Here is a 16,525-nt window from a genome sequence, read left to right as displayed (position 1 = left end):
CTCACCCGCCGCCGGCCTCCGCCGGCGGCGCCGCGCACTCCGCGGCCAGCCGTGCCATCCCGTACTCCTCCGCGACCGCGCGGGCCGAGCGCAGCAGGCGCGGGGCCTCCGCGGCGGCGTCCGGGCGGCCGCAGGCGCGCAGGGCTCGGGCCTGCCACAGGCGGAGCCGGGCGAGCTGCGGGGCGGAGGTGCGGGCCGGGGTGGCCGCCAGGCGGAAGTGCGCGAGGGCGGCGTCCGGTTCCCCGGCGGTCAGGGCGAGCACACCGCACGCCTGGGCCGTGGGCGCGACCAGCACCGTGGGCCAGCCGGCCAGGGCGATGCCGGTGCCGTTGTGCGGGGCCAGCCGTTCGCGCAGCCGGGCCACCAGGGGCCGCAGCTCGGCCTGGTCGCCGATCGCGGCGCAGGCCTCGGCGAGCAGGGCGAGCGTGGGCACCGCCCAGCCGTGCGGCGGCAGGGCGCGGAAGCCGTCGGTGTCGTCGGCGAAGGCCTGCAGCAGGTCGGCGGCCTGGTCCCGGGCGCCGGTCTCGCACAGGGCGAGGACGAGCCCCGCCCGCCAGACCGGGAAGTAGCCGTGCTCCTGCACGTCGTCGGCGAGGCCGCCCGCGAACAGTTCGTGCATCCGGCCCTGCTCGCGCAGCAGCCAGTACGCCTGGCCCATCCGGGTCTGCCGGAAGTTGCCGGCCGGCACGTCCAGGTCGGCGGCGAGCCGGTCGGCGTACTCGGCGGACTCCCGCAGGATCCAGTCCGCCGCGGCCGCGAACCGGCCGCGCCACAGGTCGAGCGTGGTGTCGAGGGTGCGCTGCTGCCAGCGGGCCAGTTCACTGCGGCTCGCGGCGGCGTGCCTGCGGTGCTCCTGGGCCGTGGACAGCGCCGGGTACACCCGGCCCATGCGCAGCTGGTCCACGGCCAGCCCCATCAGCGCCTCGCCCCGGAAGTGCGCCGAGCCGTGGCGTACGGCGGCGTCGCGCAGCCGCTCCGACAGCGCCAGGGAGGCGGCGGCCGGCGCGAAGTCGTACAGGCCCCAGCGGCACTCGGTCAGCACCTCGCAGCGCACTTCCTCGCCGACGCCGGAGGCGTCCGCGGCGTCCGCTGCGTCCGCGCGTTCCAGGCCGCGCAGCGTGTGCCGGGCCAGGGCCGCGCCGCTGTCCGGGCCGGCCTGGGGCACGGCGGTGTCCGCGCTGACCGCCATGGAGAGCTTCTTCGCCCGGTGCGCGTTGAGCTGCAGGCGCAGCGCGCCGGCCTCGGGACCGGGGTCGTCGCGCAGGGCGGCCAGGCTGTCGCCGATCAGGTGCAGCAGCTCCCGGTCGACCTGGCCCGGGTCCGACCAGCGGCGGCAGATCCGCACGACGGCCAGGGCCTGGGCGCGCGGCCGCCCCCCGGCCAGCCGGTGCGCCTCCCGGTAGCAGCGGTCCGCCTCGCGCATCCGGCCCGCGGCGTGCCGCAGGTCGCCGCGCCGGACGAGCCGGTCGAACTCCTCGCCGTACCCGGAGGCCAGGGCGGGGGCGTCGGGCGGCACGGGCGCGGCACGGTCGACCAGCTTGGACGCCGTACGGACCGGACCGCGGACCCCGTCGCGCTCCTTGCCGCCGCGGGGCTCGCGGGCGGGCCGCGGCCGCGGGGCGAGGCTGAGCAGTTCGCCCCCGGCCTCGAGGAAGTGGTCGCACCTCTCGGCCAGTTCGTACGTCGGGCGGCGCACGCCGTTCTCGACCCGGCTCAGGAAGCTGCGGCTGCACGGCACGCGCTCCGCCAGTTCGCCCAGCGACTTGCCGGCCGCCTGGCGCCTGCGGCGCAACTCCCGCCCGAAGCCGTTCTGTTCCGCCTCCAAGGGCCCCCTCCGTTCCCGTCGCCCGGTGCCTGCCCGGGTGTTGCCAAATATGCCCTGGCAACACCCGGGCCCTCCGGATAACTGCGGAATTGGGACAGCCTGTCAGGTGCGGGGCGGGTACGGACGCCCCATGACCGGGGGGAGTTGACCGATGAGCGGCTTCGACACGTCGGGGGCGGGCCGGCCGAAGGTGGTGGCCGCCGTCGACTTCGGCACGCACGGCACCGGCTTCGCCTGGGCCGTGGTGACCCCGCTGAACGACGATCCGCAGTCCCGGCGGATCACCTTCTACAGCCGGTTCCCCGAGCACCGCGTGGACTACCCGAAGAACCTGACCGCGCTGCTCGTCGACGCGGACGGCACCACGGTGGCCTGGGGCCACAAGGCGCGCAAGCAGTGGTCGGAGGCCTCCGACGGCGGCCGGACGGACGGCCTGGGCTACGCCTACGCGTTCAAGATGGCGCTCAAGGACGACGGCGGCCCGGTGGACATGCCGACCACCGGCGGCATCGTCGACCTCGGCGACCGCGGACGGGTGCGCGAGCTGATCACGGCCTACCTGCGGGAGATCAGGGAACTGGCGGTCGCCCAGATCAAGGACGCGGGGTACGCCGAGCGGGAGATCCGCTGGTGCATCACCGTCCCGGCGATCTGGGACGACGAGGACCGGGCCGCGATGCGGCGCGCCGCGGTGGAGGCAGGCTTCCCCGACGATCCTGAGCGGCTGCTGCCGTCCATCGAGCCGGAGGCCGCGGCGCTCTACTGCTACCTGCGGATGGCCGACCTGACCGACGGCACCGGCATGCGCGACCGGCTGCAGCTCAACGTGGACGGCTTCCGCTTCATGGTCGTCGACTGCGGCGGCGGCACCGTGGACATCACGGCGTACGAGACCTCCAGCGACGCGGCCGAGCTCATCGCGCTCCGCGAGATCGGCGTGGCCACCGGCGGCCGGCTCGGCTCGGAGTACGTCAACCAGGCCTTCCGCGAGCAGGCCCTGGGCAAACGGCTGGGGCCCGAGCTGCTGAGGCGGCTGGAGCGGGAGCACTCGGGGGACCTGCTGGAGCTGTCCGAGCAGTGGGAGCGGGCCAAGACCACCGCGGAGGTCGAGTGGGACGAGGACGGCACCCCGCACATCATGGACACCGTCCGGATCGACCTGCCCGTCACCGTCTGGCAGTTGCTGGACGAGGGCAGCCGGGCCCGGCTGACGGAGGAGGCGGGCAGCCGCCCGCAGCGGATGGTGCTCGCGCCGGAGGAGGTGGAGGTCCTCCTGGACAGCGTGGTCGAGGGCATCCTGGACAAGGTCGAGGAGCAGCTGGCCGCCATCCGCCGCACCAGCGGCGAGGCCGCGGGCGCGGGCGCCACGGGGTCGGAGACCCTGGTGCTGGTCGGCGGGTTCGCCAAGTCCCAGTGGCTGCGGGAGCGCATGCACCGGCACTTCGGCTCCCGGCACCGCATCCTGGTGCCGCCGGACCCGGCGCTGGCGGTGCTGGAGGGGGCCACCCACTTCGCGTACAACCCGCGGGTGTTCCTGTCCCGGCAGGCCAAGTACACCTACGGCTTCGAGACCTCGAAGCTGTTCGAGGAGAGCGTCGACTCGCCGATGCGGATGTTCCGCGACGACGACGGCGACATCCTCTGCGTGGGCCGCTTCGCCGTGGCCGTGCGGCGGCTGGACAGCGTGCGGGTGAAGGACGCCTTCCCCTTCACCATCCTGCCCACCCGGGAGGACCAGACCGAGATCGAGCTGCGGGTCTACCGCACCGTCAAGGCCGAGCCCCGCTACGTGGACGAGGACGGCTGCGAGGAGATCGGCCGCCTCACCGTCGACATCGGGGAGACCGCGGGGCGGCCGCTGCGGGAGCGGCCGATCCGGCTGCTGTTCTACTTCGGCCGTTCCGAGATCGAGGTGGAGGCCTTCGACCCGGCGACCGGCGGCAGCCACAAGGTCCGCGTCGACTTCGACCGCATGTAGGGGCGACGGCAGATGAGCGGTGCGGACCACAGGGAAGAACGCGCCGAGGACGAGGGGGAGACCATGTTCGGTTGGTTCCGGAAGGCGGAGGCGGCACCCGCAGGCGACCGCGACCGCGACGGCGACGGCGGCGGTGACGACCGCGACGGTGGCGGTGGCGGTGACGGCACGGTGGAGCGCGAGCCGTGGGCGCCGCGGCCTGAGGCGGAGCGGCGCACGCCGCCACGGACGCGGGCGACGACGGCGACGGGGTCCGGGGCAGGCTCCGGGGCTGCACCCGGCAGGGCCCCCGCGGCGGTGACCGTGCCACGCGCCGAGTGGGAGCGGCTGTCCGCGGCGCTGGACCGGATCGCCGAACTGGACAAGCTGGAGGGCCGGCTGACCGCGCTGGAGCAGGACGCCGCACGCCGCGAGGCCCGGCTCGGGGCGCGCATCGGCGCCCTGACAGGGCTCCCCGGCCGGGCCGAGCGCGCCGAGGCCGCACTGGAGGAGCTGGCCGTGCGCGCCGAGGCGGGACTGAGCCGGATCGACGGGCTGTCACGCCTGCACGACGCGCTCTCCGCGCGCCTGGGCGCGACCGAGGCGGCGGCGGAGGCCGCGGGCCGCAGGCTCGCGGAGCACGACGAGGTGCTGGACCTCATGCGGGCCGGCCAGGTCAGCGAGCGCACCGACCTGACCGACGAACGGGCCCTGAGCCACTACGCGTTCGCCGACCGCCTCAAGGCGCTGTTCACCCAGCGCCTCCCCGAGGTGATCGGCCCGCGCACCGCCACCGACGGCGGCGACGACGTGGTGCTGCGGGAGGCCGAACTGGTACGGCAGATGTGCGGCGCGCTCTTCGGCACCGGCACCGGCGAGCCGGACCTGGCGGAGCTGAACCGGATCGTCACCGACGGCGGCCGGATCGAGCCGGACCGGCGCGGCCGCAGGCTGCTGGACCGGGTCGGCCAGGAGGCCGCCGACCTGCTGCAGGCGATGGCCGCCAGCGGCCACCCCACCGAGTTCGTCTTCGACCTGCCCGCCGGCACCGTCGCCGACCCCGACCGGCACATCCTGTGGCCCACCTGCGAGCCGGGGCGCCCGGTGGCGTTCGTGGTGTGCCCCGCCTACCGCGCGGCGGGACTGCGCGTCCTGGAACCCACGGTGTTCGCCCTGCGCGGCGGGAAGGACTGACCCGCCGTGCGCGACGTCGACCTGCGGGAACTGCGCAGGCGCATCCCGATCGCGGGCAACCGGGCGCTGGCCGAGATCGTGGACGGCCTGGAGACGGCGGAGAACCTGACCGCCGCGCGGGTGGAGCACGGCTTCTTCAGCCGGGTCATCCTGGGCTGGAACCGCAAGGACCGGCAGCGCGCCCTGGAGTCCCAGGCCGCGCTCGCCCTCACCCAGCGCCGTATGGTGGCCTGGGCCCAGGAGACCGCCCGGCACCTCGCGTTCACCGACCTCACGGTGGGGCTGCTCGCCATGGAGGTCGAGCAGCTCCAGGACAGCGTGCTGGAACTGCGCGAGGCGAACCGCCAGGCGTTCCGGGAGATCCGCGAACTCGCGGCCGTCCTGGCCGAGTTCATCGACGCCGTGGACCGCCGGTTCGCCGAGATCGACGAACGCCTCGACGGTCACGAGCGGATCCTGGACACCCACGCCCGCGCCCTGCTGGAACTGGACCGGCGGGTGCTCGCCACCGAGCTGTGGCAGTCGGCCTGGGCCGACGGCGACACGGCGGTACGGCGCTGGCGCCACCAGGGCGCGTACGCCGGACTGCCCTGGCCGTGCCAGGTGCTGCTGCTGGCCCGGGAGTGCGCGACCGGACGGCAGGGGCTGCACGAGTTCGTCACGGGCGACGAGGGATGGCGGGAGCGCCTGGCCGACGACGTTCTCGCCGACCCGCGCGCGGCCGCGGCGGCGGAGGCCTACTGGCCGGCCAGGCCGGTGGCGGAGCCCGTGCCGGGGACGCCCCCGGCACCGTCCTACCGCGCGGTCGAGGAGGCCGGAGGCCGTCCGCGGGGTCCGCGTCCGGCGTCCGGCGGCCGTACCCCGGCGGCCGATCCGCTCCCCGTGCCGCACCGCAGGCCGGTGCGGTCCCTGCTGGAACGGATCCTCGCCGACATGCCGGACCCCGACGAGCGGCGGATGGTCGCGGAGGTCGCGGGCATCGGCCTGTCCGCGCGGCTGCGGCCGCCGCACCGCCCGATCGGCTACGCCGTCGCCCGCGCGCTGGACCTGTCCACCATGCCGCCCGCGCGCCGTCCGGACGACCCGGCCCGCGTGGCCGTCGAGGACGCCCGCCGCGACTGCGGCCACGTACCCGCGGTGACCCACGAGGAGTTCGTCCGGGGCGTCATCCACGAGCAGGCCGACGCCGCCCGCCAGGCGCGCGCCGCGCTGCGCACCGAGACCGAGAAGCGACGGGGGACGGGGGAAGGGGGAGGGCCCGATGCATGAGCACCAGGGGGAGGTCCGGGGGGTGGGGGGCGTGGGGCCCGCCGGACCCGGTCCGGGCATCGGGCCCCACGACGGGGGCGGTCCCGTGCCGGACCGCTTCGGGGACCTGCGGCGGCGTGCCGCGGGCATCGCTTCCGGGCCGCTGCCGGAGTACGGCGCGGCGGCAGGCCCGGGCACGGGGGCGGTACCGGCCCCGGACCGGTGGGAGACCGCACAGGGGACGGCCTCGCACCGGTTCGGGCTGGTACTGGCGGGAGGCGCCGCCAAGGGCGCCTACCAGGTGGGCGCGGTCGAGTGCCTGGCCCACCACGGCGCGCGGATCACCGCCATCGCCGGGACCAGCATCGGGGCCCTCAACGGGGTCGCGCTGGCAGGCGCGCCGAACCTGCGGGAGGGGGCGGCGCGCCTGGCGGAGCTGTGGCGCGACTTCACCTCCCGCATGGGCGACGCCCCGTTCGGCACCCGGGCCGTCGCGGACGGGGCCGTCTCCGAGTCCCTGCTGCAGAGGTTCGGCAACCTCGCGCCCCGGGTCGTCCGTCTCCTCGGCGCGCACGGCGACCTGGAGCGGCTCGCCGACCGCGCCGTCGACGCCGCCGCGCTGCGGCGCCCAGCGGCCGTCACCATGCGGGTCGCGGCGTACCCCGTCCTGGCCCCGCACCCGCTGCCGCACCTGCGGGCCGGCCAGATGGCCGCCGAATGGCTGGCCGGACTCCTCGGCAGCCGCTCGCGGATCCTCCACCTCAACGGCCTGGAGCACGCGGAGATCAAGGAGGCGGTGCTGGGCAGCGCCGCGCTGCCGTTCCTGTTCGCCCCGCGCCAGGTCGCGGGGGAGTACTACCGCGACGGCATGCTCGGCCGGGACAACACGCCCATCCGCGCCCTGGCCGACCTCGACCACTGCGACATCGTCATCGTCGTCCAGCTCGCCCCGGGCGAGACCGTGCGGCAGATCGAGCACCCCGGGCTGACCCTGCTGCGCGTCCGCCCGTCCCGCCCGCTCACCCCCGAGGGCACCCTGGGCACCCCCAGCGGACTGCTGGACTTCTCGCCCGCCGCCTTCGAGCGGCTGCGCTCCCGCGGCTACGAGGACACCGAGCGAACGCTCGCCAGGACCGCCGGCCTGCTCGGCGCGGCGCACGAGGTGCGCGCGGCCGAGGAGTTCATGGCCGACGCGGTCCAGCGCGTCATCGACAAGGGCCGCCGGCTCCGCGGCGGTCCGTGAGGCGGCGCGGCAGTGGCGTGGCAGGGGGAGCCCACCTGGCGGGCGGCGGAAGCGGCGGCGCCTTCTTCTCGGCGGTCTGGGGGCTCGGGCGCGACCGGCTTCGGCTGGGTTCTCGTGACGGACCCCCGGGGTGCGGCGCGTCGCTTCCACACGATGCCCTCGCGGTCCGCGCCCTTCGGCGGGGGCCGGCCACCGGCCGTCGGCATCGGGTTCGTCCGCTTCGTGGCCGGAGTGTTCGCCCTGGCCGGGCCGGTGGTCCTGGTGACAGGTCCGCTCGCGCTGGTCCGGGACCCGGCGGCGCCGGCTCCGGCGTGCTCCGCCTCGAATGGGCGGAGGTCGGCACCGTCCGTCGGGCGGCGGCGGTCGTCCTCACGGGGGTGCTCGTCGCCTTCCCGGTCCTGTTCGTGCTCGGCCGGACGAATGTCGATGCTGCTCGTCCGGCTGCTCGGCGGTACGGCGGGCGGGGTCCTGCTGATGGGCCGCCGGGACCGGGCGCCGCGGTGACTCAGCGGGCCTTCGCGACGCGGCCGCGGGCCCGCCGGCCGCGCTTGCGCCCGCCCGTCGGCCACAGGCGCGGCCGGCGTCGTGAGGCGACGTCCTCGGTCCAGCCGACCAGCAGGACGGCGGCGCCGATGAGCGGCCAGACGACGAGGAACTGGAACCAGGTCGCGTCGAGCGGGAGATGGGCCTCGAAGAAGGGCACGTCCCACATCAGGTCGATCAGCGGGACGCTGGCGAAGAGCGCGACCTCGTGCCACAGGTAGACGGTGACGGCACGGGCGTTGAGTAGTCTGACGGCTCCGTCGGCGACGGGCACGCGGCCCATCCGGCGCGGGCGGAAGCGCAGCAGCAGGAGGACGAAACCGGCCGACCACAGCGCCTGGGCCAGCGGGATCTCACCGAGGTCGATGCCCTCGTCGGTGGGGTGGGTGTACGCGAACCAGCCGCCCGCGGCGAGGCAGAGGGCGGCCGAGGCGACCACCGTGCGGGCCCGCAGGGCGTCCAGCAGGCCGTCGCGGTGCGCGAATCCGAGCAGCCAGCAGGCGGCGAAGGTGACGAGGTCGACCACCGGTGTGAGGGCCGGTTCGGCGAGCGGCAGCCGGTCGTACTGGGCGAGGACGACCAGTGCGCCGCAGGCGGCCAGGCAGGAGCGCGGCGCGGCCCGGAAGGCCTTGAGCAGCCACGGGGAGAGCAGGACGAGCCACAGGTAGGTGCGGATGTACCAGAGCGGGGCGATGATCTGCTCGGCCCAGGCGGTGCCGGGCGGGTCCGCCAGCGGCAGGATCCACAGCAGCATCCGGTGCCAGGAGTGCGGCCGCCACCCGTGGAGCAGCATCAGGACGGTCACGGCGGCGGCGAACAGCCAGAAGGGCACCAGCAGCCGCCGCAGCCGGCCGCGCACCACGGACAGCGCGGGCCGCTGCAGCGAGTGCGCGGCCAGCGACCCGGCCAGGGCGAACATGATGCCGATGGACGGGAGGAGCAGGGTCAGCCAGGCCCAGCCGAAGGTGTGGTAGACGACCACCCGTACCAGGGCGAGGGCGCGCAGCAGGTCGAGGTAGCGGTCCCGGCCGCCGCCCCCGCCCCCGGTGGACGGGGCGGGGGCGGCGGGGGCGGAGCTGCGCGGCCCCGGTATGCGCGTCCCGGCGCCGTCCGCGGGCCGGGGCGGGGCCGCCGGGGCTCCCGCCTCACGTGCTTCGGACATGGGACAACTCCTCGGGAGGGTACGGGTGTTCAGACGCGGTCGGCGGTGCCGCTGCCGACGGTCGGCGCGCCGACCTCGCCGGTGCGCCGCAGTTTGTGCCAGCCCAGCCGGCCGCCGTTGACGGCCGTCACGCAGGACTGCAGCAGCACGAGGTACATCAACTGCCGGTACAGCACCTGCTGGAGGGGCAGCGGCCACAGGTCCCGCAGCGGTTCGCCGTCCAGCCGGAAGGCGTACGCCGCGCACGCGGCCTGCACAGCGAGCACGCCCGCCCACGCGAGCGCGGTGCGAAACGGGTCCATGAAGACCAGCCCGTAGATCGCGAACACGTCGATGAGCGGGGCCAGCAGCGGGGCGAGCACCTGGAAGAGGACGACGAGCGGCAGCCCGACCCGGCCGAAGCGGCCGGAGTGCCCCCGGTCCAGCACGGCGCCGCGGTGCTTCCACATCGCCTGCATGGTGCCGTAGCTCCAGCGGTAGCGCTGCTTCCACAACTGCCGCACCGAGGACGGCGCCTCGGTCCAGGCGCGGGCGCGCTCGGCGTACACCACGTGCCAGCCGGCCCGGTGCAGCGCCATCGTGACGTCCGTGTCCTCGGCGAGGGTCTCGTCGCTCATGCCGCCGACGTCGCGCAGCGCGTCCCGCCGGAAGGCGCCGCACGCGCCGGGGATGGTGGGCATGCAGCGGAGCAGGTCGTACATGCGCCGGTCGAGGTTGAAGCCCATCACGTACTCGATGTGCTGCCAGCGCCCGATCATCCGGGTGCGGTTGCCGACCTTGGCGTTGCCCGCGACCGCGCCGACCCGCGGGTCGCCGAAGGGCTGCACCAGTTCGCGGACGGTGGCCGGCTCGAAGACCGTGTCGCCGTCCATCATCACGATCAGGTCGTGCCGGGCGTGCGCCACACCGTTGTTGAGCGCCGCGGGCTTGCCGCTGTTGGGCTGCCGCACGAGGGTGACGCCCGGCAGGTCCAGGGCCTCGACGATGTCGGCGGTGCCGTCGGTCGAGCCGTCGTCCACGACCACGATCTCCACGGGATGGTCGCTCGTGGCGAGGGAGTTCACCGTGTGGGTGATGCACTCCTTCTCGTTGTACGCGGGGACGATGACGCTCACCGGTTCGGTGACCGCCGGCCCCCAGCGGAAGCCGGGCGCCCGGCGCTGCCGCGCGTGCCGGCGCGCCAGCACCAGCATCGCGGCGAACCGGGCCAGCACCAGCAGGCCCACCCCGGCGAGGAGGACGGCGAGGGCCGGCACCGCGGCCTCGGAGACCTCCACCGCGGCGACGAAGACCCGTCCCTTCCACAGCTCCGAGCCGGTGACCTTGTCGTTGGTGGACGTGGCGCCGACCGCCTCGCCCACCGTGGCGAAGCGGTAGCCGCGCTCCTTGAGCAGCGGGATCAGCCGGTCCAGCGCCGCCACGGTCTGCGAGCGGTCGCCGCCGGCGTCGTGCATGAGCACGATCGCGCCCTCGCCCGGCTTCGCCGGCACGGAGGCGTCGACGATCGCCTGTACGCCGGGCCGTCGCCAGTCCTCGGCGTCGCGGTCGATGAAGGCGGCCACGTAGCCCTGCTTGCCGACCCGCTGGACCACCGGCCAGGACAGGTCGTCCAGCGCGTCGGCGGTCGAGGAGTACGGCGGGCGGAAGAGGGAGGCGTGGATGCCGGCGGCCCCCGCGAGCGCCAGCTGGGTCTGGGACAGCTCCCGGTCGATCCGCCCCGGCGACTGGTACACCAGGTCGGGGTGGGAGAAGGTGTGCACGCCGATCTCGTGGCCCTCGGCGACCATCCGCCGGATCAACGCGGGATGCCGGGCGGCCATGCCGCCGGTGACGAAGAAGGTGGCGCGCACGTGTTGCCGCTCGAGCACGTCCAGCACCTCCGGCGTCCAGACCGGGTCGGGGCCGTCGTCGAAGGTGAGGGCGATGGTGCGGTCCGGGGTGCGGTACGAGCGGGGCCTGTCACCGGTGGTGTCGACGACCGGGCCGCCCTCCAGCACCGCCTCCGGCACCTTGTCCGCCGAGACCGGCGGGTGCACCCGGTGGTCGGCCTCGAAGTCGCCGCGTACGTAGCCGCCGAGCAGCAGGACGCAGACGAGCACCACGAGGGCGAGCAGGGGTATGACGAGGCGGGGGCGCAGGGCGGTCACTGGCCGCCCTGCGGCTGCTGGTCGACGGGGCCGTCGGAGGCGCCCGGGGCGGGGGAGGCGGAACCGCTGGGCTGACCCGACGGGGAGCCGGACGCCGCCGGTTCGGTCGCCGTCGCTCCGGTGGTCGGGGTCGCTCCGGCGGTCGGGCTGCCCGCGGTCGCCCGCGGGGTGGCGGGGGCGCCGCCCTTGGCCGGGCGCTTGGTCGGGGAGGCGCTGGGGCTGGGGGAGGACGGGGAGCCGGCCGTCCCGGACGGGGACGGCGCGGCCGCCGCCCCCGCCCGGAGGAAGCCCGCCGTCACCGGGGGTGCTGCGGCCTGGTCGGCCGGTACGTCGAGTTCTCCCGTCCCCGAGGAGCCCGCGTCGTCCGGCGCTGTGCTCGGCACCCCCGGCAGCGGCAGCAGCGTCTTCGGCGCGATCGGCGTCGCGCCGGAGAGGCTGAGTGCCAGCGCCGCCGTGTAGACGGAGCATGCCGCGCCGACCAGCCAGCCGGCCCTGCGTACTGCGCGGGCCCGTCTCCCGCTGGAATCGACGAACACGGGGCCGGGCAGCGCTATCAGCTCGGTCTCCGGCTCGGGGGGCCCGGCCTCGGACCCGACATCGTCTGCGGGCGTTTCTGACCATACGTCGCGGTGGTGCTTGGAGAGCATGCCGCAACGTAACGCGACGCAAGCAGTCCTATGGGACGTATTTCGGACTTGACCATTTCCGTGGGTGAAGTGGTCGAATTCGGCCGCGGGTGGCTGTGGCCCCCGCTGCGGCGTCAGCCGCGGCCGATGTACGGCATCGTCGTCGCCATCACCGTCGCGAACTGCACGTTCGACTCCAGCGGCAGCGCGGCCATGTGCGCGACGGTGCGGGCCACGTCGGCGACGTCCATCCGGGGCTCGGTCATCAGCCGCCCGTCCGCCTGCAGGGTCCCGGCCGCCATCCGCTCCGTCATCTCCGTGGCCGCGTTGCCGATGTCGATCTGGCCGCAGGCGACCCGGTACGGACGGCCGTCCAGCGACAGGGACTTCGTCAGCCCGGTGACGGCGTGCTTGGTCGCCGTGTACGCCACGCTCAGCGGCCGCGGCGCGTGCGCGGAGATCGACCCGTTGTTGATGATCCGGCCGCCCTGCGGCCGCTGCGCGCGCATCGTCCGGAAGGCGGCCTGCGCGCACAGGAACGCGCCGGTGAGGTTGACGTCGACGACGGCACGCCACTGCTCGTACGTCAACTCGTCCACCGGCACGGCGGGCGCCCCCGTGCCCGCGTTGTTGAACAGCAGGTCGACCCGGCCGAAGCGGGCGCCCACGGCGGCGAACAGCGCGTCCACCGCCTCCGGGCGGGTGACGTCCGTCGGGATGACCGCCACCGCCGCGTCCGGCAGCCCGTCGGCGGTCCGGCGCAGCGCCTCCTCCCGCCGGCCGGCCAGGGCCACGGCCCAGCCCGAGGCCGCCAGTTCGCGTGCCACCGCCCGCCCGATGCCCGACCCGGCCCCGGTGACCACCGCGACCCGGCGCGCGGTGCCCGTTCCATTTCCCGCGATCTCAGTCATGGCTCCGCAGGGTATGCGGTGCCACGATGAAACCATGTCACCCTACGCCGAACCCCTGTCGCACAAGGAGATCGAGGACCGCCTCGCCGAGCTGCCCGGCTGGTCCCTCTCCGAGGACGGCGCGAGCCTGCTGCGCACGTACCGGCTGCCGCACATCCCGGCGGCGGTCTTCGTGATGCACATCGCGCAGATCCAGGACGAGCTGAACCACCACAGCGACCTGACGCTGGGTTACCAGACGGTCGCCGTCTCCGTCACCACGCACGCGGCGGGCGGCCGGCTCACGGAGCGGGACTTCGGTCTGGCCCAACGCATCGAGGCCATCGCCCCGGCCCACGGGGCCGCGTAGCGGCAGGCCCGCGCGGGCGGGTGCCTCGCGGCCCGCGGGCCGGTGGGCGGTGTTCTTCCCGCCCGCCCACGCCTTCCCGGCGCGGGGTGGGGCGGTGGGGGTGCGCGGGCTCGGGTCCGGGTGTGACGGGGGGCGTATCGGCGGGTGTGCGCTCTCGTGGTGTCCTGGTGGACGCCCTTACGACGGCCGGTCGAGCCGAGCGCGGGCCTTTCGCGGCGTGCGGGCGGGTGGGTGGTGTTCTTCCCGCCCGCCCACGCCTTCCCGGCGTGGGGCGGTGGCGGTGTGCGGGCTCGGGTCCGGGTGTGACGGGGGGCGTATCGGTGGGCGTGCGCCCGGTCCGTGACAGTCGCTTGTCTTGACGGGCCGTCACCCCGTTGGCGGGGGTGCGACCTGTGCGTGCGGTGTCCCCGGTCGGGGTGATCTCGGCGGGCTGCCGGGGCGGGGGAAGGGCGCCCCGGGCCGCACACCCTCTGCCGCCCGGGAGCTTCCCGGACGGGGGGCTTCGCGTCGCGGGGGCGGGATGTCCCGGTTAGGGTGGCCGTTCCGGGTCGCGGAGCTGACGCGGCGTCAACAACGAGACAGGGACACCGTGGGCCGAACGGGGGGTTCCGGGAGTCCGTGTGCGCGGCCCGGGCCACGCAACCCACCGCCAGGGAGGGACACGTGACGCACCCGCAGGCCCGCAGCCGCCATGACCGCACGCTGCGCGCCGCGGCGGCGCTGCTCGACCGCCGCCGCTTCCTGACCGTCACGGGGGCCGCCGCGGCCCTCGCGTTCAGCACGAACCTGCCCGTCGCCGGTGCCGCGCAGGCGGCCGAGGCGCCGCCCGGGGCGCTGGCCGGGGACCCGTTCACGCTGGGTGTCGCGTCGGGAGACCCCACGCCTTCGGGCGTGGTGCTGTGGACCCGGCTCGCGCCGCGCCCGTACGAGCCGGCACCGGGCGACGGACTGCCCGAGGCCCGCGTGCCCGTCCGGTGGGAGATCGCGCGGGACGACCGGTTCGCGCGGGTCGTCCGCCGCGGTACCGCCCTGGCGCACCCGGAGTTCGGCCACACCGTGCACGTCGACGTCCAGGGCCTCCGGCCGGACCGGGTGTACTACTACCGCTTCCGCGTGGGCCCCTGGATCAGCCCTCCGGGCCGTACCCGCACCGCCCCCGCGCCGGGTGCCCTCCCGTACGAGATGCGGCTGGCCGCGGTGAGCTGCCAGGCGTACCACGACGGGTACTTCACCGCGTTCGGTCACCTCGCGAACGAGGACGTCGACGCCGTCTTCCACCTGGGCGACTACCTCTACGAGTACGCCGTCAGCGCCACCGGCGGCGCCCGCGCCCTCACCGACCGCACCCTGCCGGAGTGGTTCGCCAAGGAGACGGTGACGCTGGAGGACTACCGCCTGCGCTACGCCCTCTACAAGTCCGACCCCGACCTGCAGGCCGCGCACGCCGCCTTCCCCTGGTTCGTGACCTGGGACGACCACGAGACCGAGAACAACTACGCGGGCGGCAGCGACGAGCACGGCGGCCCCGCCGACGCGTTCCTGGTCCGCCGCGCCGCCGCCTACCGGGCCTACTGGGAGAACCAGCCGCTGCGCCTCCCGCAGTTCCCCCGGGGCCCGGACATGACGCTCTACCGCCGCTTCCACTACGGAAGGCTCGCGCAGTTCGACATCCTCGACACCCGCCAGTACCGCACCGACCAGGCGTACCGGGGCCGCTGGCACGACCCCGGGCCGCAGTCGCAGGACCCGGCGCGCACGATGACCGGGACGACCCAGGAGCGCTGGCTGCTGGACGGCTTCGCCCGCTCGCACGCCGTCTGGAACGTGATCCCGCAGCAGGTGGTGTTCTCCCGGCGGAAGAACGCCGCCGCCTCCCCGCTCAGCATGGACGCCTGGGACGGCTACCCGGCCTCCCGGGACCGCGTGCTGGCCGGGGCGGGCGCCGCCGGCATCGAGAACCTGCTGGTGCTCACCGGCGACGTGCACGTCCACTACGCGATGGACATCAAGGCCGACTGGGACGACCCCACCTCGCGCACCGTCGGAACGGAGCTGGTCACCAGCTCGATCAGCAGCGGCCGCGACGGCTCCCCGCGGCCGTCCAACTGGTCGTCGCTCCTGGCCGCCAACCCGCACCTGCGGTTCTACGACGGGCGCCGCGGCTACGTGACCGTCCGGCTGGACGCCGAGGAGGCGCGGGCCGACTTCAAGACCGTCGACTCCGTGACGACCCCGGGTGCCGACCTGACCACCGCGGCGTCCTTCGTGACCGAGGCCGGGGACCCCGGTCTGCGGGAGACCTGACGGGCTCAGTCCTCACCGGGGTAGCGGACGCCGATGCGGTCCCGGACCGTGTCGAGCGTCCGCATGACGGCGAGGCTGCCCTCCAGCGGGACGAGCGGGGACTCGCGCTCGCCCGCGCGCAGGCAGCGCATGACCTCGGCCGCCTCGTACTGCAGCCCGCGCAGTCCGTCGTCCGGGGCGCCGAACTCCTCCGGCTCGCGGCCCTCGCGGTGCAGCACGAAGCGGTCCGGGTGGAAGAAACTGGGGGGAACCTCGATCCGTCCCGCGGAGCCGGTGACCACCGCGGTCTGGGCTGTGCCGGCGGTGAGGGAGCAGCTGAGCACTGCCATGGCGCCGCTGTCGTACCCGAGCAGCATGCCGGTGTTGTCGTCCACGCCGTGCTCGGTCAGGTGGGCCCAGGCCTGGACCTCGTCGGGCTCACCGAGCAGCAGGTGGGCGAAGGACACCGGGTAGACGCCCAGGTCCAGCAGGGCGCCGCCGCCGAGGGCCGGGTCGAGCAGCCGGTGGCCGGGCTCGAAGGGACCGGCGAGGCCGAAGTCCGCGTGCACGCAGCGGACCTCGCCGACCGCCCCGTCCGCGACCAGTTCGGTCAGCCGCCGCACCACGGGGTTGCAGTAGGTCCACATCGCCTCCATCAGGAAGAGCCCGCGGGCCTTGGCGAGGTCGGCCAGCTCGCGCGCCTCGACCGCGTTGACGGTGAACGGCTTCTCGCACAGCACCGACCGTCCGGCCCGCAGGCACAGCCCGGCCGCGACGCGGTGCGCCGAGTGCGGGGTGGCGACGTACACCACGTCGACGCTCTCGTCGTCGGCGAGTTCGGTCCAGCTGCCGTACGCGCGCGGGATGCCGAAGCGGTCCGCGAAGGCGCGCGCGGAGGCGAGGCTGCGCGAGCCGACCGCGACGATCTCCGCGTCGTCCTTCATCTCCCGCAGGTCCTCGGCGAAGGACGCCGCGATGCCGCCGGTGGCCAGGATGCCCCAGCGCACTTTCCTACCGGAACCGACCGATTCCGTCAT

Annotated in this window: 12 protein-coding genes; 6 read left to right on the top strand and 6 right to left on the bottom strand. The window is 75.1% G+C overall.

Annotated features, from left to right (window positions below):
- Window position 1 precedes the first annotated feature (1 nt).
- Window positions 2-1,825, bottom strand: a complete 1,824-nt coding sequence (locus tag AC1VWI_RS15430; protein ID WP_499511584.1) for a helix-turn-helix domain-containing protein — start codon at window positions 1,823-1,825, stop codon at window positions 2-4.
- A 151-nt stretch (window positions 1,826-1,976) separates the two neighbouring features.
- On the opposite strand from AC1VWI_RS15430, the gene AC1VWI_RS15425 reads away from it, so the two are divergent.
- The 4 genes from AC1VWI_RS15425 to AC1VWI_RS15410 are packed head-to-tail and all read left to right on the top strand — an operon-like array spanning window position 1,977 to window position 7,467.
- Window positions 1,977-3,803 carry an Hsp70 family protein gene (locus AC1VWI_RS15425; RefSeq protein WP_499511583.1) on the top strand — a complete coding sequence of 609 codons (1,827 nt, stop codon included), beginning with the start codon at window positions 1,977-1,979 and terminating at the stop codon, window positions 3,801-3,803.
- A 12-nt stretch (window positions 3,804-3,815) separates the two neighbouring features.
- Window positions 3,816-4,976: a hypothetical protein gene (locus AC1VWI_RS15420; RefSeq protein ID WP_499511582.1), complete on the top strand. Its 1,161-nt coding sequence runs from the start codon at window positions 3,816-3,818 to the stop codon at window positions 4,974-4,976.
- A gap of 6 nt (window positions 4,977-4,982) precedes the next feature.
- On the top strand, window positions 4,983-6,245 hold the full coding sequence (locus tag AC1VWI_RS15415) for a hypothetical protein (protein WP_499511581.1): 1,263 nt from the start codon (window positions 4,983-4,985) through the stop codon (window positions 6,243-6,245).
- Complete coding sequence (locus tag AC1VWI_RS15410; protein ID WP_499511580.1) at window positions 6,238-7,467, top strand: patatin-like phospholipase family protein; 1,230 nt, start codon at window positions 6,238-6,240, stop codon at window positions 7,465-7,467. The genes AC1VWI_RS15415 and AC1VWI_RS15410 overlap by 8 nt, the downstream gene beginning before the upstream one ends.
- Window positions 7,468-7,972: 505 nt before the next feature.
- On the opposite strand, the gene AC1VWI_RS15405 is transcribed toward AC1VWI_RS15410, so the two are convergent.
- The 4 genes from AC1VWI_RS15405 to AC1VWI_RS15390 form a co-directional block, all read right to left on the bottom strand.
- Window positions 7,973-9,172, bottom strand: coding sequence for an acyltransferase family protein (locus AC1VWI_RS15405; RefSeq protein ID WP_499511579.1), 1,200 nt, complete (start codon window positions 9,170-9,172; stop codon window positions 7,973-7,975).
- Between the two features lie 29 nt (window positions 9,173-9,201).
- Window positions 9,202-11,319, bottom strand: a complete 2,118-nt coding sequence (locus tag AC1VWI_RS15400; RefSeq protein ID WP_499511578.1) for a bifunctional polysaccharide deacetylase/glycosyltransferase family 2 protein — start codon at window positions 11,317-11,319, stop codon at window positions 9,202-9,204.
- Entirely contained in the window at window positions 11,316-11,966 is a 651-nt protein-coding gene (locus AC1VWI_RS15395; RefSeq protein WP_499511577.1) for a hypothetical protein, read from the bottom strand. Before AC1VWI_RS15395 ends, AC1VWI_RS15400 begins: the two co-directional genes overlap by 4 nt.
- A 113-nt stretch (window positions 11,967-12,079) precedes the next feature.
- Complete coding sequence (locus tag AC1VWI_RS15390) at window positions 12,080-12,856, bottom strand: SDR family oxidoreductase (protein WP_499511576.1); 777 nt, start codon at window positions 12,854-12,856, stop codon at window positions 12,080-12,082.
- 34 nt (window positions 12,857-12,890) lie between these two features.
- On the opposite strand from AC1VWI_RS15390, the gene AC1VWI_RS15385 reads away from it, so the two are divergent.
- Complete coding sequence (locus tag AC1VWI_RS15385; RefSeq protein WP_499511575.1) at window positions 12,891-13,205, top strand: 4a-hydroxytetrahydrobiopterin dehydratase; 315 nt, start codon at window positions 12,891-12,893, stop codon at window positions 13,203-13,205.
- Between the two features lie 663 nt (window positions 13,206-13,868).
- Window positions 13,869-15,509, top strand: a complete 1,641-nt coding sequence (locus tag AC1VWI_RS15380; RefSeq protein WP_499511574.1) for an alkaline phosphatase D family protein — start codon at window positions 13,869-13,871, stop codon at window positions 15,507-15,509.
- Between the two features lie 5 nt (window positions 15,510-15,514).
- Here AC1VWI_RS15380 and AC1VWI_RS15375 read toward each other — a convergent pair whose 3' ends face one another.
- Window positions 15,515-16,525 (bottom strand): Gfo/Idh/MocA family protein, encoded by a 1,011-nt coding sequence (locus tag AC1VWI_RS15375; RefSeq protein ID WP_499511573.1) that lies wholly within the window; start codon window positions 16,523-16,525, stop codon window positions 15,515-15,517.

It is taken from the genome of Streptomyces sp. TOM-9, from assembly GCF_056858595.1.
This window is presented reverse-complemented; position numbering and strand designations above follow the sequence as displayed.